The 20,826-nt window shown below is 41.9% G+C and carries 13 protein-coding genes and 3 rRNA genes; 4 read left to right on the forward strand and 12 right to left on the reverse strand.

Going from position 1 to position 20,826, the window contains the following annotated elements; genetic code table 11:
• Nucleotides 1-11: 11 nt before the first annotated feature.
• The 7 genes from cas5 to NST12_RS13605 all read right to left on the reverse strand — a co-directional run bounded on the left by cas5 (nucleotide 12) and on the right by NST12_RS13605 (nucleotide 10,626).
• Nucleotides 12-755: a CRISPR-associated protein Cas5 gene (cas5, locus tag NST12_RS13575; RefSeq protein ID WP_327824091.1), complete on the reverse strand. Its 744-nt coding sequence runs from the start codon at nucleotides 753-755 to the stop codon at nucleotides 12-14.
• Nucleotides 755-1,819 (reverse strand): CRISPR-associated protein, encoded by a 1,065-nt coding sequence (locus tag NST12_RS13580; protein ID WP_340397583.1) that lies wholly within the window; start codon nucleotides 1,817-1,819, stop codon nucleotides 755-757. Before NST12_RS13580 ends, cas5 begins: the two co-directional genes overlap by 1 nt.
• Nucleotides 1,820-1,836: 17 nt before the next feature.
• The gene (locus NST12_RS13585) at nucleotides 1,837-3,900 is read right to left on the reverse strand and encodes a TM1802 family CRISPR-associated protein (RefSeq protein ID WP_340397581.1); all 2,064 of its coding nucleotides are present in this window, start codon (nucleotides 3,898-3,900) and stop codon (nucleotides 1,837-1,839) included.
• Between the two features lie 407 nt (nucleotides 3,901-4,307).
• Nucleotides 4,308-5,885: an IS66 family transposase gene (tnpC, locus tag NST12_RS13590; protein WP_328202408.1), complete on the reverse strand. Its 1,578-nt coding sequence runs from the start codon at nucleotides 5,883-5,885 to the stop codon at nucleotides 4,308-4,310.
• Nucleotides 5,886-5,946: 61 nt separating this feature from the next.
• On the reverse strand, nucleotides 5,947-6,303 hold the full coding sequence (gene tnpB, locus NST12_RS13595) for an IS66 family insertion sequence element accessory protein TnpB (RefSeq protein WP_003352857.1): 357 nt from the start codon (nucleotides 6,301-6,303) through the stop codon (nucleotides 5,947-5,949).
• Nucleotides 6,297-6,617 (reverse strand): IS66 family insertion sequence element accessory protein TnpA, encoded by a 321-nt coding sequence (gene tnpA, locus NST12_RS13600; protein ID WP_003352856.1) that lies wholly within the window; start codon nucleotides 6,615-6,617, stop codon nucleotides 6,297-6,299. The genes tnpB and tnpA overlap by 7 nt, the downstream gene beginning before the upstream one ends.
• A 1,633-nt stretch (nucleotides 6,618-8,250) precedes the next feature.
• A complete protein-coding gene (locus NST12_RS13605; RefSeq protein ID WP_341101521.1) occupies nucleotides 8,251-10,626 on the reverse strand; it encodes a glycoside hydrolase family 31 protein in 2,376 nt (791 codons plus the stop codon).
• Between the two features lie 224 nt (nucleotides 10,627-10,850).
• On the opposite strand from NST12_RS13605, the gene NST12_RS13610 reads away from it, so the two are divergent.
• The 3 genes from NST12_RS13610 to NST12_RS13620 all read left to right on the forward strand — a co-directional run bounded on the left by NST12_RS13610 (nucleotide 10,851) and on the right by NST12_RS13620 (nucleotide 12,240).
• Nucleotides 10,851-11,297, forward strand: coding sequence for a C40 family peptidase (locus NST12_RS13610; RefSeq protein WP_048623990.1), 447 nt, complete (start codon nucleotides 10,851-10,853; stop codon nucleotides 11,295-11,297).
• Between the two features lie 259 nt (nucleotides 11,298-11,556).
• Nucleotides 11,557-11,724, forward strand: a complete 168-nt coding sequence (locus tag NST12_RS13615; protein ID WP_048623991.1) for a hypothetical protein — start codon at nucleotides 11,557-11,559, stop codon at nucleotides 11,722-11,724.
• 411 nt (nucleotides 11,725-12,135) lie between these two features.
• The gene (locus NST12_RS13620) at nucleotides 12,136-12,240 is read left to right on the forward strand and encodes a YjcZ family sporulation protein (RefSeq protein WP_082142338.1); all 105 of its coding nucleotides are present in this window, start codon (nucleotides 12,136-12,138) and stop codon (nucleotides 12,238-12,240) included.
• A 40-nt stretch (nucleotides 12,241-12,280) separates the two neighbouring features.
• Here NST12_RS13620 and NST12_RS13625 read toward each other — a convergent pair whose 3' ends face one another.
• From NST12_RS13625 to NST12_RS13645, 5 genes are all read right to left on the reverse strand, one after another.
• Nucleotides 12,281-12,940, reverse strand: a complete 660-nt coding sequence (locus tag NST12_RS13625) for a uracil-DNA glycosylase (RefSeq protein WP_048623992.1) — start codon at nucleotides 12,938-12,940, stop codon at nucleotides 12,281-12,283.
• 422 nt (nucleotides 12,941-13,362) lie between these two features.
• A complete protein-coding gene (locus NST12_RS13630; protein ID WP_341030124.1) occupies nucleotides 13,363-13,647 on the reverse strand; it encodes a DUF5316 family protein in 285 nt (94 codons plus the stop codon).
• Nucleotides 13,648-13,794: 147 nt separating this feature from the next.
• Nucleotides 13,795-13,910, reverse strand: a 5S ribosomal RNA gene (rrf, locus tag NST12_RS13635).
• A gap of 76 nt (nucleotides 13,911-13,986) precedes the next feature.
• Nucleotides 13,987-16,919 (reverse strand): 23S ribosomal RNA (locus tag NST12_RS13640).
• A 260-nt stretch (nucleotides 16,920-17,179) separates the two neighbouring features.
• Nucleotides 17,180-18,734 (reverse strand): 16S ribosomal RNA (locus NST12_RS13645).
• Together the 16S, 23S and 5S rRNA genes form the textbook arrangement of a ribosomal RNA operon.
• Before the next feature lie 790 nt (nucleotides 18,735-19,524).
• Between NST12_RS13645 and NST12_RS13650 the strand changes: the two genes are divergently transcribed.
• A complete protein-coding gene (locus tag NST12_RS13650; protein WP_341101527.1) occupies nucleotides 19,525-20,778 on the forward strand; it encodes a methyl-accepting chemotaxis protein in 1,254 nt (417 codons plus the stop codon).
• Nucleotides 20,779-20,826 lie beyond the last annotated feature (48 nt).

The following is a 20,826-nucleotide window of genomic DNA, read 5'->3' on the forward strand; positions in this document are numbered from 1 at the left end:
AATTGATTGAATTATTCAAGCCATATGATATTTTCTCCATTCTCCAGACTTACAAAACGTTTAACATGTGCATAAATAGGACCCGGTTCTAAATTAATTATGACAATACCTTTTTTCTTTAAGCGCCTACCGTGATCGAAGGCAAAAGGTATATCTTCTTTCAGTAGCCAATATTTTTCATCACGGAAAGCCAAACGTTCGACCAATTTAAAAGGTACAACAGATTGAATTGGTACTTCTCTTTCTACGTCATTTTTTTCAATTCCGGTTAAGATTTCTGTTGATTCCAACCAACCGATATTTTGTGCAGTACCAAGCGCCAAAGATATACCATTGGATTTATACCCCACATTAGAAAATAATGAACTAAAACGTTCCATCAATTGGTTATCCTCATGATGGAACCATATTTGATAGTCAATAGCTCCCGATTTGATATCTTCAGGTATTACCAGTTCGGTAGCAGTTTGACTATGATGCTCTTGAGAAGCGTTTAAATCATTTGGCCCCTTAATCATTAAAAGGTTTAATTTTTGCATATTCTTTTTAATTCGCGATCGAATTCCAACGGCAATTTTACATCGATCTAAAGAAAATAGTTCATAATAACTATCCCGCTCAAAACCTAATAGACCAGCAATTATACCAACAACCGTCGTTCGAGGCGGAATGGAATAAGATAGCGCGGAGGAGTTTGAATAATAACGCCGAAATTGCGCCATCTTTCCTTTTAAATGGAAAGTAATAATTTTCATTATTGGACCTCCGTTGGTACAATAGGGGCCCATAAATCAACAAATTCTTCAATATGAACTCTAAAAATCTCTTGGATATTGGCCAATGGGTGGTACCAACCAATAACTTTATCCACATAACCCAATTGTTTCATTTTTTCAATCGCTTCTTGCAATGGTAGATCGTTAATCTGAAGATCTCGCAGCGAACGGATAGTACCTACATTTTCGTAACTGACGTTAATAAATCTTCTCATGTCTCCAAGGAAGCCATCGAATTCCGGCTTATATACAACTTCCAAGTAAGCTAGCGGCATTTGACCTTGTTTGCTATCTGTTTGGTTCATTAACATTCCTTGGACAAGTGCTTTTCGGAAAAGCTCCCGATCATCCTCGGTCATTCCAGTTAATTTAGCGCTGAATTTATTGATCGTTCCTGCATGCATAAAAAGGCCATAGTATAATTTATGTTTTTTACCAAATGTGGAATTATCATCATTCATGATCGATGTAATTGTATTTGACTTGACGAGCTCCACAGGATGCATAGAGTAACCCCATGAAATTTGTACCGGACCTGTAAATGTACGTGATACACCTTCAACAGCCATGGCACTGCCAAACAGTCGAATATCAATCAATGATTCCCGTATTATGGCGGTCGTCAATTCGTTGTTAAAATGTTGAAAAAATTTTTTCTCCTTTTGGGTAGCCTTATCTTCATAAATTTCTCGGTATGTTGTTTTCTTGCTTTTACTTGACAGATAAGACCATAATTCGTTTAACTTGGGATAATTCGAGAAGAGTTTGTCCATTTTCCCTTCATTATCCAACCATTGATTGCGAATGTGTTCAAACATTACATCCATCGGGACTTTTTGCTCTTCTAAAGTATCAACAAAGATGGGTAATCCTTTTTGTTTAAAAAAGTTCCGGCAATCACGTTTTCTACGTGCATCACTGACCAAGGCGGTTTTCGATTCGTAATCCATACGCGGTTTGTTTTCTTGATCAGGATCACCGTTTGGATTTGTCATGGATGCTTCAAAGACAAACAAGAAATCACTGTTTTGATTAACAAGCATCATTTTTCCCTCCTAAATTAATTTTCATCATCAGAATCAGAATTGGTATTAGTATTATTATCGTTGGAATGGTCGCCTTCTTTTCCAGAACTTTTAGCAAATGAAACACCTGTCATGTAGGCATAACCGCTCATGATGTAAAAGACATTAGCCTGTTCGCTTAATTCTTCCTTTGTTTTTAACACACCATAATATCTGTTGAATTGTGATAACAACCTTTCAGTTAATGGATATTTCATTTGATCATATTGACGGAGCTTTTCAAGAACTTCTTGATAAAGCCAAATAACTTCCCGACCGTTCATTCCTTGAAACTGAATTTTGTTAAGGATTGGCTTAGATTTATGGCCTTTTCCACTTTGAGCACGTCCAACCACATTGATTAAAGTACCTAAATAAAATAATGCTCTAGATAAACGATCAAAATTTTGCTCCGTTAAAAATCCTTCAATTGCTGATATCGTCTCATCTTGTAAATTTTGATTCATATAATTATCTCCCACCTTTCGATTTGAAAAAGGGATTTTGTCCAAAACACATAAGTCTTGGCAAGTTTTCAAAAGACAAAGGTATTTCATGACAATATCCTTAATATAAAAATCCTCTTTGTCAGGAATATATCTATTTAATGAGAGATTCTGATACTGAGTTATTTTTTTCTTCCTAATTTGAAATAATCCTTTTTCTAAAGCCTCCATTGCATATTGATAAAGTAACTCTGTCTCTAATAAGTGATTTGCTAATAACGCTTTATATACTGAAAGAACTCTTTGAATGTCCAATTGATCACCTTTTTTATTCGTTCTTACCGGAATGATTCGATAAATGCTCCCTAAGCTAAACCACCGTAAACCAGGTATTTGGGCAGCATTATTTCCGAGTATATTAAAGACTTCGCCGATTCTTGATAATTGAACATCCCCAAATACGTCTAATATACTGATAGAATTGCCATCCGTACGATAAATAACAAAGTGTACAATATATCCAGGATTATGAAGAATCTCATCCTTCTCAACATCAAGTTGATTTTTCCATTCTTCAAAATCAATAGGATTAAACGCCAAATCAACGCTTCTTTTAATTCCATAAAGATACTCGTAAGTAAAATCACCTATCAATGCTTCGGGTAATATAATTGCCCTTTCACCAGCAATTCGACCTTGAAACTTTGAAGAAATGACCCGTTCTCCAAACAATAAATTTTGAAAACAATCGCCACAGATTGCATAATTATCATCGTAATTATTTTTATTAAGATTTCTTGCAGTGTTTATGGTGGTTGTTGTAAATAATTTATTAATCCCAGACCTATTAAATTTTGCGGTTACCGAACTTGAAGTGCCTTCTTTTTCTTTTTGACAAATGAAGCAGATACGTTTTTGTTTTTTCTTAGAAGTTAACTCTAACTTTTGTTCTTTTTTGGTTACAGAAATATAATCAGGATGCTGAGAAATGATGATATGCGATTGATTTTCATTGGTTTTTATTCGTGGAATGACAATAGTCAATTCATTATCTGCGGATGTTTCAATCTGAAGTAAATAACGCGCAAATGTTTCCGAAGTGTAAGTTTTATCTCCGACAACGATCTTAACTCTTTGATTATCTTTTTGAATGGAAAAATTTTCATTATTTACACCCTTGATTTTTCTTAAATTAACCTTTCCTTCTCCTCTTGCAGATTTCAGTTCAATCATTCCTCTTTTTTCCAACTGCAATAAGAGTTTATATAACTCACCATCCGTTAACTTATTTTTTTCTAGCGCTAATGCTAAATCGCTTAAACAACTTAATAACAAATAGTGCAATGAATCAACTTTACGTGTAACATAGTATTGCAAACCAGCCGCCGAATTATTGCCGAAATAATTGTAAATGTATAAATGTTCCTCATCGAAAGGTTTCAAATCTTCAAGACGTATCTCCTCCTTCGATAGGTCAAAAGTCACAAAACAAAAATAGGGTTGTTTTCCTTCGCTTACTTCCAAGGGTTTTACTAACATGGCAAGTTCGTTGCCACTTGCTCTATGTTTTTTTTCTTGTTCCCCGATCAACGCTGTCAACTGTGGTAAATTCATTAAAATCACCCCTTTACACCCTAAAAAAACAAAAATAAGCTTCAACTATGCCAGACAATCAAAATGGTACCAACTCTATCTTTTAAAGCATTAAAAATTTTTAAGTATATGATTATGATTAAGATAATTCATGATTTTTGACGATCGGCTTACTGATTTTGATAATACTTTCACTTAACATTCAGAAAACTGCATTTTCGCACTTTATTTTTTAATTAGTTCAAATATCCCAAATCTCCGGGAAATTTTTCAACCCGTTAGAGCTTATAAAATTTCGAATTTTTATGTAGTTATTCTTCATTATATGTTGAAAATCCTCCCTTCTTGTAAAATTTTATTTGTATTTTTGTCGAATAAACGTAAGCGTAAAATAATCCCCACCTTTTAATGATAGGGATTAAATACTATTATTGTGATAAGTTATTAAAAACCCGACAATTCAAAGGAATTGTTTTGGACCAAGGAAGTAGTTGATCAAGCTCATCCATATTGCTTATATCCATATTGGGAAGCCTTTCAAATAAGTAGCGAAGATAATAAAATGGATTTAATTTATTCTCTTTTGCTGTCTCCACAATACTGTAAATGATTGAGCTGGCCTTAGCTCCTTTCGGAGTATTGCTAAAAATCCAGTTCTTCCTACCGATCACAAATGGTTTAATGGATCGTTCACTTCGATTATTATCGATTTCTAAACGTCCATCCTCTAAAAATGCCACGAGTTTTTCCCATTGGTTGAGGCAGTATGTAATGGCTTGACCTAATAGACTCTTTGGTAAAACATTGCTTTTCTCTGTTTTTAGCCATGCTGAAAAAGCCTCCAACAATGGTTGGCTGTGTTTAAGTCGTTTTTTATATCGTTCTTCTGGTGTACATTCTTTCAAATCACGCTCGATGGCAAATAGCTGATTACAGAAATTGAGTCCTTCCCGAGCTGTGACTGCTGAATGACGTTTGGATTCAGGAAGTACGTTTAAAGCCTCATCGAACTTTCTGCGGGCATGAGCCCAACATCCAACTAATGTTACGCCGGATACCTTATGGTATCCTGCATATCCATCGACATGCAGGTATCCTTTAAACCCTTTTAGGAATTCTTTGGCATGTTCTCCTGCTCTAGTTTCCTGATAGTCATAAAGGACAAGTGGTGGATCCTCTCTTCCAGTCCGATAAAGCCACATGTAAGATTTCGATGTACTTGACCTTCCAGGTTCATGTAAAACCTGAACAGTTGTTTCATCCGCATGTAGAATGTCTTTAGAGAGGAGATGCTCTTTCATTCGTTGATAAATTGGCGCAAGCCATTTTTCGGCACCATAAAGCATCCAATTGGCCATGGTTTGCCTGGATAAGATCACACCTAATCGTTTGAACTGTTGTTCTTGGCGATATAGAGGTAGCCCCTCTACATATTTTTGATTCATAATATATGCCATGCTTGACGGTGAAGCTAAACTTTTTGGATACACAGATTTTGGGGCAGGTGCTGTAACGATTGGTGTCTCTATTTCATTACGCTCACAATGACGGCATCCATAGACATATCGAACGTGTTTTAAAACTTTGACTTGAGCCGGAATAATCACTAATTCTTGTCGTACTTCTGTGCTCATTTCGTGTGTTTTTTCACCGCAACACGAACAGACCTGCTCTTCTTCGGGTAAACGATATTCAATCGTTTCCATAGGCAGGTTTTCAAACGTAGCTTGACGTTGACCACGTTTCTTTTTACGACGATATGTAATTGTTTCAACAGTTGGCTCTTCGGCTTTTACATTAGACTCTACCTCTGCTTCATTGAATAAAGGTAGTTCTAATTGATTAGGATTTGTTTTTTCGCTTGAAGAGCCAAATTTTCGTTTTTGACTAAGACGATACTGTTCTTCATACCATCGTAATTTCGCCGTCAATTCAACGATTTGCTGTTGAAGTTTTTCAATTAATTCAAATGGGTTTTGGGTAGGATTCTTTAAATTTTTCATCATGTAGTAATAATTCGACGGTTTTAGCTATTTTCCTCCAAGGTTTTTGTTAAAAGTAAAAAATTCATATAACTGTTCTAGCCTTTACTTCTGGGTGTGCTTTCTTTTGCTCCATTGCAAGACCATCCAATAACCAGCGTAATTGCCGATAACTAATTTGTATCGTTCCAGTGTCATTTTCATTTGGCCATTGAAATTTTCCTTTTTCCAATCGACGATAATAAAGCCAAAAACCATTATAGTCCCAGTGAAGAATTTTTAATTTATCTCGCTTTCGATTACAGAACACAAAATAGCTTGATGAAAAGGGATCTAAATCAAATCCCTCTTTCACCAAAGCAGCTAATCCATCAATGGATTTTCTCAAATCAGTACTTCCTTTTGCCAAGTAAACTCGTTCAGCTCTTGTACCAACTAACATGTTGATTTCAACGTCCTAACCACTTCTGAAAGAAAGGCCGGATCGAAACCAGGTTTTACTTCAATTGAAATCCCACTAATTTCAATCCGTAATGAATTTTCAACTGTTTGTGAATGATCTTCTAGGGTAACGGATGCCCATTTTGTAGACTTTCCTTGATTTTTTATTGGATTTTCAATTTTTCTTAACCAGTATTTAAACTGGTGAATACTCCATTGATTTTCCTTGCACCAGTTTACTTGAGTTTGACCGCTTTTACGATAGTCAGCGATTCGTTGTTCCCAAACCTTTCGTAATTCAGGATTCTTAGGCATAAAAAAACCTCCTTCAATTTCATCTTGAGGAGATTATCTCATGAAATTAGCACATCAAGAAGGTGTCCAAGATTTGACGCTTACGAATAAACGGCGGAGATGTGATTTTCGTACTATTCCATAGGAACCGCCCTATAACAATGTGCCCTTGACACAGTCAACCTACTGGACCATTACCACACTGCAATAAGATTTGCCGCTGCATGAACAAGTGGTCAACAGGAATGTCAACTACCGCCTACTGCATGACATCACGCCGAAACTCGCCACTGCACTGAGCAATAAAATTCCCGGTAGCATGATCAGAAAGACCACCTTGCTTGACGTTATTCTTCTGTCCAATCCTTTCACGAAAACATCCACACAAAGAACTGCCGCTTCAACTTCTTTCTAGCAAGACTTCAGCCAGTCAACAGAACATCAGGGCAAATGCGTCCAGATCGCACCTTCTTTCACTATGCAACCCGCTTTTTCATGCAACACCCTTACCATACTTTTTCTCCTCTTCTTCACTCCCACCAATTTAATTTTAGAAAATGACGATTTGCTCACATGATACAGGTGGATGTCACAACGTCTTGGGTGATTAAAAAGTGCAATCATCATTATTGCCCGGACGACGAATCTCCTCCTCCTTTTTCCCGTTAATGTACAAGAAAGGTTTGCCATAAGGATAGCACTGAGTCAACCGACAGCGTCAGCAAAAGTCAAGGATATCTGCAGCGACATGATAAAAGTCCGTTAAGTAATAAAAATAAGTCAAGGCCGTACCGTATGACCTTGACATAGTTAAAATGTGATTATTACAGAACATATAACCGAAAAAACTGCTGTCAATCGTTGACGCATATGGCAAGCGTCCAGTGAAAAGACCAGGCTTCAATTCCTCGTAGGTAAGATATAAATTCTCATGGTCATTTAAGATGTGATTCTTTCTGTAGCTTGTTTCAATTCCTTACAGGTAAGAACTAAACTTGGCAACGTGTGAACAAGCCCTTTTTTTGCGCCTTCTTGGTCTCATTTCCTTATAGGTAAGATCTAAAAACAGGGCTCGTTGGTATCGCAGTCGCCGCCATTGCTTGTTTCAATTCCTCATAGGTAAGATCAAAACTCTCTACACTTTTGGTCAATGTTTCAAGTTGGGTCTCGTTTCAATTCCTCATAGGTAAGATCAAAACGGCTTATGCAAACGATCGATTCCACATTCAATGCCTAGTTTCAATTCCTCATAGGTAAGATCAAAACCTGTAGACACACGGATGTAGATTGCTACTGTCAAATGTTTCAATTCCTCATAGGTAAGATCAAAACCCCAAAAAACTTTGTGGTTGAGCCAATTTTAACAAATTGGTTTTGGGTTGTAAATGATTTCCTTTAAATGAACAAAAAGTGAAAAAACCAATGTATTCTTTGTTTTTTCACTTTTTTCTCTTGTTTTCTCTATCATTCAGTTTGTCGTCGATCCCCCGGGTTTTGAACAGCACTGAGGGTCGACGACAATGGAATTTTGATTTCCTCCCTTTTTCTTTCTCGTATTGATCCCATATCCGTGCCCAACTGGTCCATTTTTAGTGCCACCCGGCTTGGTTCAATGTTGTAAACAAGAAATGTATGGCAAGAACACACCTCTCTGCTATGAAGAAAACGGGACATTAACCGTCGCTGCTCCATTCTCGTTGACAATGGATTTGTCTTCCACTTTCTTTCCGTTCACCCAAATTTCTGTTGGTTCATCCGCTCCGTGGATTTTCAAAGTGAAGTTTTTCCAATGCGGCTTGTATCCTCCGTGAACCTCTTCCCAATCCACTTTGACGCTTTTTCCCTCTTTTTGCACACGAATGCTTTCTTCCCAATACTTCCCCTCTCGATACTGAAATGTTTCGCCGTCGTCTTCATAGATCGTTCCCGTAAAAGGTTCGGAATGAAGATAAATGTTTACTGTCAACGTATCTGTTTTCTCGTAAGCTGATTTTTTTCCTTCTTCTTCCGGAATGATCGATCCTGCTTTCACAAACAGCGGCAAAGTAGCAAGGTCCGCTTCCACCATGATATAAGTTCCGCCTTCGTATGTTTTGTTTGTCCAGTAGTCGTACCAAATCCCTTTTGGCAAATATACCACTCGATGATACGTGCTTGGAAGCGTGATCGGGGCAACCAAAAGATGTTCTCCGACTAAAAACTGATCGAATAAATTGAACACATTCGGATCATCCGGATATTCCATCACCAACGGGCGCATCACCGGCACACCGGTCAAGTGAGCGGCGCGAAAAAATGTGTAAAAGTAAGGGAGCATGCGATAACGAAGCTGAATGTAGGTTTTCACGATCGATTCGATTTCTTCGCCGAAAGCCCAAGGTTCTTGACGGACGGTATCAATATTGCTGTGGTTGCGGAAAAAAGGCATAAAGGCGCCAAGCTGCGTCCAGCGGGCTAACAGCTCTCCCGTTGCATCATGAGCAAAACCGCCGACATCCGAACCGGTCAAAGCTATCCCGGACATGCCAAGATTTAAGCACATCGGCATCGTCATTTGCAGATGCTCCCAAAAACTTCGATTATCCCCTGTCCAAACGGCCGCATATCGTTGGATCCCCGAAAAACCGGCACGTGTAAGGACAAATGGGCGTTTGCCGTTTAACTGATTTTTCAATCCATTATACGTAGCTTCTCCCATAAATAAACCGTAGACGTTATGGAGTTCACGATGAGTTTTCGGGTTTCCGTCATTTTCATGGATGACTTTTAAGTCCATCGTCTTTGTTTCGTTGAAAACGGCCGGTTCGTTCATATCGTTCCAAATTCCTTCTATACCGAGATCTGTGTAAAATGTTTGTTTTTTTCCCCACCACTTTCGCACTTTTTCTTGAGAAAAATCAGGAAATGCACTTTTTCCCGGCCACACATCGCCGAAATAAACATCGCCTTCTATATATTTACAAAATTGATCAAGGCGGATGCCTTCTTGGTATATCGGATATTCCGGATCTTCTTTCACCCCCGGGTCTACGATCGGCACAACTTGGATACCCGCTTTTTTCAAATCTTGAACCAGCTTTCTTGGGTTCGGAAAGCGCCTTTTGTCAAATGTGAATACGCGGTATTCGTCCATGTAATGAATATCCAAATAGATTGCGTCAAGCGGAATTTCTTTTTCCTTAAAGGTTTTGACGAGATCACGAACTTCCGCTTCCGTTTTATAGCTGTAACGCGATTGATGGTAGCCAAGCGCCCATTTGGGGGGTAGTTCCATTCGTCCGGTCAAAGTGGTGTACTGGTCGAGCACATCTTTCGGGCTTGGTCCGGCCAGCAAGTAATAATCCAGTTCCCCGCCTTCTGCCCAAAAAGAATACTCGCTGCGGTTTGATTTCATATCAAAGACGGTTTTGAACGTATTATCGAAAAAAAGGCCATGCGCCTTTCCGTTGCGGATGGTCATAAAATAAGGAATCGACTGGTACATCGCATCAATTTCCGGATTGTGGGGAGCAAAAACATCCGTGTTCCACATCGTCATTTTTTCGCCGCGTTTATCCAAAAAACTTGTTTTTTCCCCAAAGCCGTAAAAATGATCGTTTTCTGCCATCTCTTTAAAACAAATGACCTCTCCTTTTACACCAAAGGCCATTCCTCGCCTGCCTTCCTTTAATAAAAAGCGGGAGTCGGAGCCATAAAAATGGATCCGTAAAGGATGGGGATGGACGGTAACAATTAGTTTACTGCTTCTTATAGTCACAATGCCTTCTCTTTCTTCCGCTTCCCATGACACCTTTTCCGGTGATTTCACGACCGCAAAACTTTGTTCCATTGTCGGTTCCTTCTGGGGATTCATCACTACTCGAGCGATATCGTCACGATAAAAACGGATGTTGACAAAGCCGTTTTCACAATGAAATCGGACCGTTTCTCCGTCAGAGAACCATTTTTTCATCTTTCCAATATCGACAAATTGCTGCTTTTTGTCGTTTTTTTCATTTTCGGGATGAATTGCAAAGCTGGAATCTTCCATTTCCCATCCTCCTTCGACAACCTTCATGACTGTAAAAAGATGATTTCTTTGTACTTTTATGATGAAAAAACCTTTTTATTCCTTTATTTTCCTCTTTTTATTGTTTTTCTTCCGTAATATAGCTGTAACGAAAAATAAACTAATCTGTAAATGGTTACAGCCTATTTTCTTGTTACAATGTCATCAAGAAAGAAAAAACGACAATATTTGACGGGGAGAAATCTATGAGGAAATACGCTATAATTTCAGTGGCACTTGCATTGATGTTGTCTGTTGGAAGTCTGTTTTCGGTAAAAGAAGCGGATGCTGCTTATTCGCCAACTGCCGTAGTGAGCATTGCCAAAAAATACATAGGTGTTCCTTACAAATATGGAGGCACGACATCAAGTGGATTCGATTGTTCGGGATTTATTTATTATACGCATAAGCGGGTCGGAAAAATTCTTCCTCGCACAGTGGCTCAATTGTACAAAAAGGGAAAATTTGTTTCCAAATCAAGTTTACGTCCAGGAGATCTAATCTTTTTCAGTACATATAAAAAAGGTCCTTCTCATGTTGCCCTTTACCTCGGAAAGCAACAATTCATTCATTCTGCCTCCAAAGGTGTGCGGATTGATCGATTAAGCAATCCTTATTGGAAGAAAGCTTATATCGCGGCAAAAAGATATTAATTTATCAAGCGGTCTCACCGCTTTTTTCTTTTGACTTTTTTCGTTGGTGAGATGAGAATTATTTTCCGCAAAAACACGCTTTTCCAGAATTTTTCCGAATTTAAGGATGACAGCCAGGCAATCCCATTTAAAACGACTGAATACGTTCGAAATGAACATTTATTAACTTTTGAATGGAATTGAACCTCTCCCATACTCCGCATAATGTAGTTTGAATCGGGAATAATTTTGGTAAACCTTCTGAAAAGAGGTGAACCAATTGACGGATAAACGCTATACCGTTGCCGGTACCGATATTGAAGAAGTCAAAAGACTTAACGCTCAATCCGGCCTTACTTATAACGAGGCCAAACAGCTGTTAGCCGAAATGATGAACCAATTGTCGACAGCCGATCATAAGAACGAGCTCTCTCATGAGAAAAAATAAACCTTCACTATATCTTATCTTCATTAAAAAGCATCTTCCCATTTCATTTTTGCCGGAAAACAGCAAGCAATGAGCTTGTCGGCTTTATGTCTCCTCCACTTCCTTTTCCTCTCTGCAAGCGAGAAAGATCATCGCCTGCTTGACGGACGAATATTCCCTAATGAAAAAAAACAAAGATTTTTAAAAAAAAGGAAACACTTGTAAATTGAAAGTCATTAGCATGCTTTGCTAATGGCTTTTTTGAAGCAAAATTCCTTACCTAAGCAAGAATTCCAATTCAAAGACAATGATGGGCTCAGCTCGCTAAATCATATTTCATATGACTAAGTTTTTTTAATTGGCTATCTTGTCCAAACACAGTGACAAGCTATTTCATAAATTATACTAACCAATCTGTTGGGGGGTGAAAGTATGTCTGGCTATGGAGCAAGCGGTTTTGCTTTGATTGTCGTGCTGTTCATCTTGTTGATTATCGTAGGCGCCTCTTTTGTAGGTGGCGGATACGGAGGCTATTAGATCACCTTTTCATAAAGGGGAGGATTCTCATCCTCCCCTTTTACATAGCACCGTTTAAACGAATCCCTTCTTCTTTTATATAATTTTTCAATTGATCTAAGTCCTCATAAATCTCCTGAAGCAAACGTCGATTATAAAAAACGGCAGCGGGATGGTACAGCGGAAAAATCTTATATTTTCGATCTGTCCATACCATTTCGCTGCTATCCAACCTTTTTAATTTTTGCACCGGCGTGATCATCATTTTGCCATGAATCTTTTCCAGGTTTCCTTTCATCCCCGTTACTCTTTCCAACGCAATTTTCCCCAACGTAACAATAATTTTTGGCTGAATGGAACAAATGTTATAATCCAATAAAGGAGCATGAGCCAAAATTTCCTTTTGAGTCGGCGTCCTGTTATATTTCTTTTCAATTATTTGTCCATCTTTCTCTTTCTTCACGACCTTATAAGGGCGGCTTCTAACAGCACTGGTAATAAATACATCTTCACGTGAAATCCCCAAGTAATCTAAAAACTCGGATAATTGTTTTCCCGCTCGACCGCTGAAAGGGATTCCGTTATGGATTTCCGTTTCCCCCGGAGCTTCGCCAACGAGCATAATCTCCGCCTTCTCCGGCCCCTGGCCATAAACAAAACCCTCACAAGGATATTTTTCGATTCTTTTTTGGCACTCTTTCACCAGCGATTCAGGATACATTCCTTGCTCCCCTTTCATGAACCGATGAATCGATTTCTGAATCTATACACAGATGAAGGCATTGAACTTGTTACTGATTCAATAAGCAGCGAAAGAATTCCCAGAAATATCGTTATTGAAGTTGATATCAAATGAACCTTTTTTAATATTTCGAACGATTTTTCACGAGAATTTAACGATGAATAGAATCGGTGTACGATTATTCCTAAAATAATAGAGGCACTCCAAACGATCAACCCGTCATATGTTACAAGTTTTCTCCAATCCATTATCCAAAAGTAGAAAACAGTCGATTGGATTATTACTAAAAATACCGTGGATAAAATCAATAAAATTCTTTTCAACATTGATTCTCCTATCGTTTTCCATAATCTCCTCTGAGAAGTGTCCATGAACAAAAGAAGAAGAGTGACACAAAAAATTCAGTGTAAAGAGTAAGTAAGAAAAAATCCGATGATGCTTGGAAGAGCTATAAGGATGATATTTTTAGAAGTGTCTATTCTCCAGTTTCTATCTTCCTTTGTTTCGGTTGCTGCGTTAGCACGAATTCTATCTCCACTTACTCCCAATCCGGATAGTACTACGGCTAATACGATCAAAAGGACAGAAACAATAAAAAAGATTCGGCTTACATTTAAATTGCTTACAGCACCTGCTATCCAAATGATAAGACTCACAATGATTCCTGTAATAAATGACTTAAGCATATGTTCACCCTCCAATAATTTCCGTTCTTTATGAAGCAAGAACATCGTTTAATGGAAAAGACATACATCTCTTTTACCATCATCTTACCATGAAATCAGAGTAAAAAGAAAAGGAGAATAGCACTTAGGCTATTCTCCTTTTCTTTTGCCTGGCAGCGTCCTACTCTCGCAAGGGGAATCCCCTCACTACCATCGGCGCTGAAGAGCTTAACTTCCGTGTTCGGGATGGGAACGGGTGTGACCTCTTCGCCATCGCCACCAGACGGTATGAAGTTGTCGGAACGATTGTTCCTTCAAAACTAGATAGAAGAAGCAGTTTCACCGATTTCGCGCTTTCTTTTGGTTAAGTCCTCGATCGATTAGTATCCGTCAGCTCCACGTGTCACCACGCTTCCACCTCGGACCTATCTACCTGATCATCTTTCAGGGATCTTACTTTCCGAAGAAATGGGAAATCTCATCTTGAGGGGGGCTTCATGCTTAGATGCTTTCAGCACTTATCCCTTCCGCACATAGCTACCCAGCGATGCCTCTGGCGAGACAACTGGTACACCAGCGGTGCGTCCATCCCGGTCCTCTCGTACTAAGGACAGCTCCTCTCAAATTTCCTGCGCCCGCGACGGATAGGGACCGAACTGTCTCACGACGTTCTGAACCCAGCTCGCGTACCGCTTTAATGGGCGAACAGCCCAACCCTTGGGACCGACTACAGCCCCAGGATGCGATGAGCCGACATCGAGGTGCCAAACCTCCCCGTCGATGTGGACTCTTGGGGGAGATAAGCCTGTTATCCCCGGGGTAGCTTTTATCCGTTGAGCGATGGCCCTTCCATACGGAACCACCGGATCACTAAGCCCGACTTTCGTCCCTGCTCGACTTGTAGGTCTCGCAGTCAAGCTCCCTTCTGCCTTTGCACTCTGCGAATGATTTCCAACCATTCTGAGGGAACCTTTGGGCGCCTCCGTTACCTTTTAGGAGGCGACCGCCCCAGTCAAACTGCCCACCTGACACTGTCTCCCACCCCGATCAGGGGTGCGGGTTAGAATTTCAGTACAGCCAGGGTAGTATCCCACCGGCGCCTCCACACAAGCTGGCGCTCATGTCTCTCAGGCTCCTACCTATCCTGTACAAGCTGTACCAAAATTCAATATCAGGCTGCAGTAAAGCTCCACGGGGTCTTTCCGTCCTGTCGCGGGTAACCTGCATCTTCACAGGTACTATAATTTCACCGAGTCTCTCGTTGAGACAGTGCCCAGATCGTTACGCCTTTCGTGCGGGTCAGAACTTACCTGACAAGGAATTTCGCTACCTTAGGACCGTTATAGTTACGGCCGCCGTTTACTGGGGCTTCGGTTCGCACCTTCAAGCAAAGCTTTAAGCGCTCCCCTTAACCTTCCAGCACCGGGCAGGCGTCAGCCCCTATACTTCGCCTTACGGCTTCGCAGAGACCTGTGTTTTTGCTAAACAGTCGCCTGGGCCTATTCACTGCGGCTTCTCGGGGCTATGCACCCCAAAAAGCACCCCTTCTCCCGAAGTTACGGGGTCATTTTGCCGAGTTCCTTAACGAGAGTTCTCTCGCACACCTTAGGATTCTCTCCTCGCCTACCTGTGTCGGTTTGCGGTACGGGCACCTTTTTCCTCGCTAGAGGCTTTTCTTGGCAGTGTGGAATCAGGAACTTCGGTACTATATTTCCCTCGCCGTCACAGCTTGAGGTTAGTGGCAACGGGATTTGCCTCGCTGCCCCTCTCACTGCTTGGACGCACATCCAACAGTGCGCTTACCCTATCCTCCTGCGTCCCCCCATCGCTCAAACGGAAAAGAGGTGGTACAGGAATATCAACCTGTTGTCCATCGCCTACGCCTGTCGGCCTCGGCTTAGGTCCCGACTAACCCTGAGAGGACGAGCCTTCCTCAGGAAACCTTAGGCATTCGGTGGAAGGGATTCTCACCCTTCTTTCGCTACTCATACCGGCATTCTCACTTCTAAGCGCTCCACCAGTCCTTCCGGTCTGGCTTCTCTGCCCTTAGAACGCTCTCCTACCGCGGACACCCGAAGGTGTCCACCCGCAGCTTCGGTGATACGTTTAGCCCCGGTACATTTTCGGCGCAGAATCACTCGACCAGTGAGCTATTACGCACTCTTTAAATGGTGGCTGCTTCTAAGCCAACATCCTGGTTGTCTAAGCAATTCCACATCCTTTTCCACTTAACGTATACTTTGGGACCTTAGCTGGCGGTCTGGGCTGTTTCCCTTTTGACCACGGATCTTATCACTCGCAGTCTGACTCCCAAGGATAAGTCGCTGGCATTCGGAGTTTGTCTGAATTCGGTAACCCGATGAGGGCCCCTAGTCCAAACAGTGCTCTACCTCCAAGACTCTTTCCTTGAGGCTAGCCCTAAAGCTATTTCGGAGAGAACCAGCTATCTCCAAGTTCGATTGGAATTTCACCCCTACCCACACCTCATCCCCGCACTTTTCAACGTGCGTGGGTTCGGGCCTCCAGTAAGTGTTACCTCACCTTCACCCTGGACATGGGTAGATCACCTGGTTTCGGGTCTGCGACCCCATACTCATGCGCCCTGTTCAGACTCGCTTTCGCTGCGGCTCCGTCTTTCCGACTTAACCTCGCATGAGATCGCAACTCGCCGGTTCATTCTACAAAAGGCACGCCATCACCCGTAAACGGGCTCTGACTACTTGTAGGCACACGGTTTCAGGTTCTCTTTCACTCCCCTCCCGGGGTGCTTTTCACCTTTCCCTCACGGTACTGGTTCACTATCGGTCACTAGGGAGTATTTAGCCTTGGGAGATGGTCCTCCCAGCTTCCGACGGGATTCCTCGTGTCCCGCCGTACTCAGGATCCACCAGGGAGGGAACGAAGTTTCGACTACAGGGTTGTTACCTTCTCTGACGGGCCTTTCCAGACCTCTTCGTCTACCTCGTTCCTTTGTAACTCCACGATTGGTGTCCTACAACCCCAGAAGGCAAGCCTTCTGGTTTGGGCTGTTCCCGTTTCGCTCGCCGCTACTCAGGGAATCGCTGTTGCTTTCTCTTCCTCCGGGTACTTAGATGTTTCAGTTCCCCGGGTTGCCTTCCTTACCCTATGGATTCAGGCAAGGATGCTGCCCCATTACGGGCAGCGGGTTTCCCCATTCGGAAATCTCCGGATCAACGCTTACGTACAGCTCCCCGGAGCTTTTCGGAGTTAGTCCCGTCCTTCATCGGCTCCTAGTGCCAAGGCATCCACCGTGCGCCCTTTCTAACTTAACCATGTTGGTTTTATCCTAGATGGCGATACTCGGTTTATGCTGCTTCTTTCTTCTATCTAGTTTTCAAGGAACAAGTGCGAAGGATGAAATCCTTCAAAACTGAACAAAACGAAAGCGTACAATAGATACCTGTCCAGCTCCGGCTCCTAGGTGCTCGAGGTCACAATCCATCTTGCTGCGGTGGTTGAAATACTACCTCCTCGCAAGCTGTCTTGTGCTTGTCGCACCTGAACAGTCGCCTCTGCTTTTCTTCTTCCTTAGAAAGGAGGTGATCCAGCCGCACCTTCCGATACGGCTACCTTGTTACGACTTCACCCCAATCATCTGCCCCACCTTCGGCGGCTGGCTCCCGTAAGGGTTACCTCACCGACTTCGGGTGTTGCAAACTCTCGTGGTGTGACGGGCGGTGTGTACAAGGCCCGGGAACGTATTCACCGCGGCATGCTGATCCGCGATTACTAGCGATTCCGGCTTCATGCAGGCGAGTTGCAGCCTGCAATCCGAACTGAGAATGGTTTTTTGGGATTAGCTCCACCTCGCGGTTTCGCGACCCTTTGTACCATCCATTGTAGCACGTGTGTAGCCCAGGTCATAAGGGGCATGATGATTTGACGTCATCCCCACCTTCCTCCGGTTTGTCACCGGCAGTCACCTTAGAGTGCCCAACTGAATGCTGGCAACTAAGGTCAAGGGTTGCGCTCGTTGCGGGACTTAACCCAACATCTCACGACACGAGCTGACGACAACCATGCACCACCTGTCACTCCGTCCCCCGAAGGGGAACCCTCTATCTCTAGAGGTAGCGAAGGATGTCAAGACCTGGTAAGGTTCTTCGCGTTGCTTCGAATTAAACCACATGCTCCACCGCTTGTGCGGGCCCCCGTCAATTCCTTTGAGTTTCAGCCTTGCGGCCGTACTCCCCAGGCGGAGTGCTTAATGCGTTAGCTGCAGCACTAAAGGGTGGAAGCCCTCTAACACTTAGCACTCATCGTTTACGGCGTGGACTACCAGGGTATCTAATCCTGTTCGCTCCCCACGCTTTCGCGCCTCAGCGTCAGTTACAGACCAGAGAGCCGCCTTCGCCACTGGTGTTCCTCCACATCTCTACGCATTTCACCGCTACACGTGGAATTCCGCTCTCCTCTTCTGCACTCAAGTCTCCCAGTTTCCAATGACCCTCCACGGTTGAGCCGTGGGCTTTCACATCAGACTTAAGAGACCGCCTGCGCGCGCTTTACGCCCAATAATTCCGGACAACGCTTGCCACCTACGTATTACCGCGGCTGCTGGCACGTAGTTAGCCGTGGCTTTCTGGTCAGGTACCGTCAAGGTACCGCCCTGTTCGAACGGTACTTGTTCTTCCCTGACAACAGAGCTTTACGATCCGAAGACCTTCTTCGCTCACGCGGCGTTGCTCCGTCAGACTTTCGTCCATTGCGGAAGATTCCCTACTGCTGCCTCCCGTAGGAGTCTGGGCCGTGTCTCAGTCCCAGTGTGGCCGATCACCCTCTCAGGTCGGCTACGCATCGTCGCCTTGGTGAGCCGTTACCTCACCAACTAGCTAATGCGCCGCGGGCCCATCTGCAAGCGGCAGCTTGCGCCGCCTTTCAACCTTCCTTCATGCGAAGGAAGATATTATCCGGTATTAGCCCCGGTTTCCCGGAGTTATCCCCGTCTTGCAGGCAGGTTGCCCACGTGTTACTCACCCGTCCGCCGCTAACTTTCAAAAAGCAAGCTTCTTGAAAGTCCGCTCGACTTGCATGTATTAGGCACGCCGCCAGCGTTCGTCCTGAGCCAGGATCAAACTCTCCAAAAAGAAATTTGATTTGGCTTGTTTCTATCGAAACATTGGTTTACGCTTCGTTTTGTTCAGTTTTCAAGGATCATCATAACGAATTATATTTTATTACAATAATACTAATTTGTCAACATCTGTAGAACCATGTTTATTTAAGTCTATCATGGAGCGTCACTCATCAAGCGACGTATTACATAATATCACCCGATTTAAATAAAGTCAATATCTTTCTTTAACTTTTTTTATTGCTTGCTACCGGGAATCATATTGCTGCCACTGCGCAACGATATTTACATTTAACTGTCATTAAAAAGTTTTAAATAAATTAAGTAACCACGACCGCAATTCCATTCGTTTAAAAACGGAAAATGAAACGATTTCCTCATATTCTTATTTTATGAATCTTTGACTATATGGGTGCAAGTCCACCGCACTTCTTTTAAAAACAAATGAAGCATCCATCTCTCCTTTTTTATTCCATGCCATCATGTCATTCGGCGGCTAGTAACGAAAAAGGCTATATCTTTCACAAAAAAATGCCTTTCAATCATTCAACATAATTTTTTCCGCCGTTTGAGAAATTCTAAAATCAAACCGTATTCTAAAATTTTTCGTCATAATTTGCATTTTCTACTATAAACGAAGTAAGAAATAGCCATAAAAACCTCCTGATTGTAACAGTTCAGAAAAAGCTTTTTTTATAATTTTCTCCAGTTGTTTTATTCTGAAAATTTTGTCTTATATTTTATCGTTTTGATATAATGAAAATAGTAAAAATAGGTAAAAAGAAATATGAGGAGGGACCGATTTGTTTAAAAGCTTACGATCCTTTTTTGTTTTTTCTGTTTTTTTATTAGTCTTTATGACAATGGGACTGACCATTTTTCTCTTCACAACCTTTTCCGTCACAACGGCTATGATTCTTTGCTTATGTTGGGGACTACTGATTTCTTATTTTTTTCTTTCCTATACTTCGAAACATGTTCAACAGCCGCTGCGGGAGTTCGATGTAACGATCCGTTCCGTCACAGATAAAGTCGATTTATCTAAAAGATCCGGGTATCGCTCTCAAAATGAAATGGGGATCGTTTCACATGGATTGAACAAAATGTTGAAAGGTCTTCGAAATATTTTATTGGATGTAAAAGAGTATGCCGTACGGTTTTCTGATGAGTCGGACGAAATCGCTAAAGCGAGCCATATGTTGGCAGGAAATGCTGACACCCTTTCCTCCGTTATTGAAGAGTTGTCAAACGGAATTACCGATCAAGCCAACCGAGCCGATATCTCAAAAACGACAATGGAAAAAATGGTGAAAGACATAAAAGAGGTTGAACAAGGGTCTAATTATTTAAACGAAGTGGTCAACACGGCCGATCATCGTGTCTACGAAGGAAGAGAAAAAGTCAAGCAAGTCAATGCCACGATCATGGAAAGTGTCAAAATGGCTGAATCTTTGAACGAAGCCACTTCCCAGCTGAAACAAGCTTCCTCCAAGGCAAACAACATTCTGCAATTAATTGGCAACATCGCCAATCAAACTAATTTATTAGCATTAAATGCGGCCATTGAAGCAGCCAGAGCCGGAGATCAAGGAAAGGGATTTGCCGTTGTCGCCGAAAAAATTCGTTCTTTGTCAGAAGAAACTTCCAAATCCGTTGAACAAGTAAACGAAATGCTGAAACAGATACAACATTATGTCCATACTTCCGCTTTAGAATCCAAATCGATACACGAAGTAACCAATCAACAAGAACAATTATCCAAACAACTTGACAACGCCTTTCAAAATATCTCTGATATCATGCACACTGTATCAGAAGAAACGAAAAAAATGACGGATGCCAGCCACGATACGCTGAAAGGAATCGAAAAAGTTTTTTCAGAGATGGAAGCGGTATCATATGCTGCCGCTTCATTAGCTTCCGGTTCACAACAAGCCGCCGCTTCCATTCAAGAACAATCAGCGACGACAAAAGAAATGGCAAACAGGATCAAAGAAGTGGCGGATCTTGCTGTAGAGTTAAGACATCTGTCAGAACGATGGAAAGGTTTAAAGTGACTATGTCTCCTGAAATTGATCTTTCCCTGCCGGCGTCTCGATGGCCAT

The organism is Bacillus sp. FSL W8-1127 (genome assembly GCF_038006725.1).
In the GTDB taxonomy this organism is placed as follows: domain Bacteria; phylum Bacillota; class Bacilli; order Bacillales; family DSM-4216; genus Bacillus_O; species Bacillus_O smithii.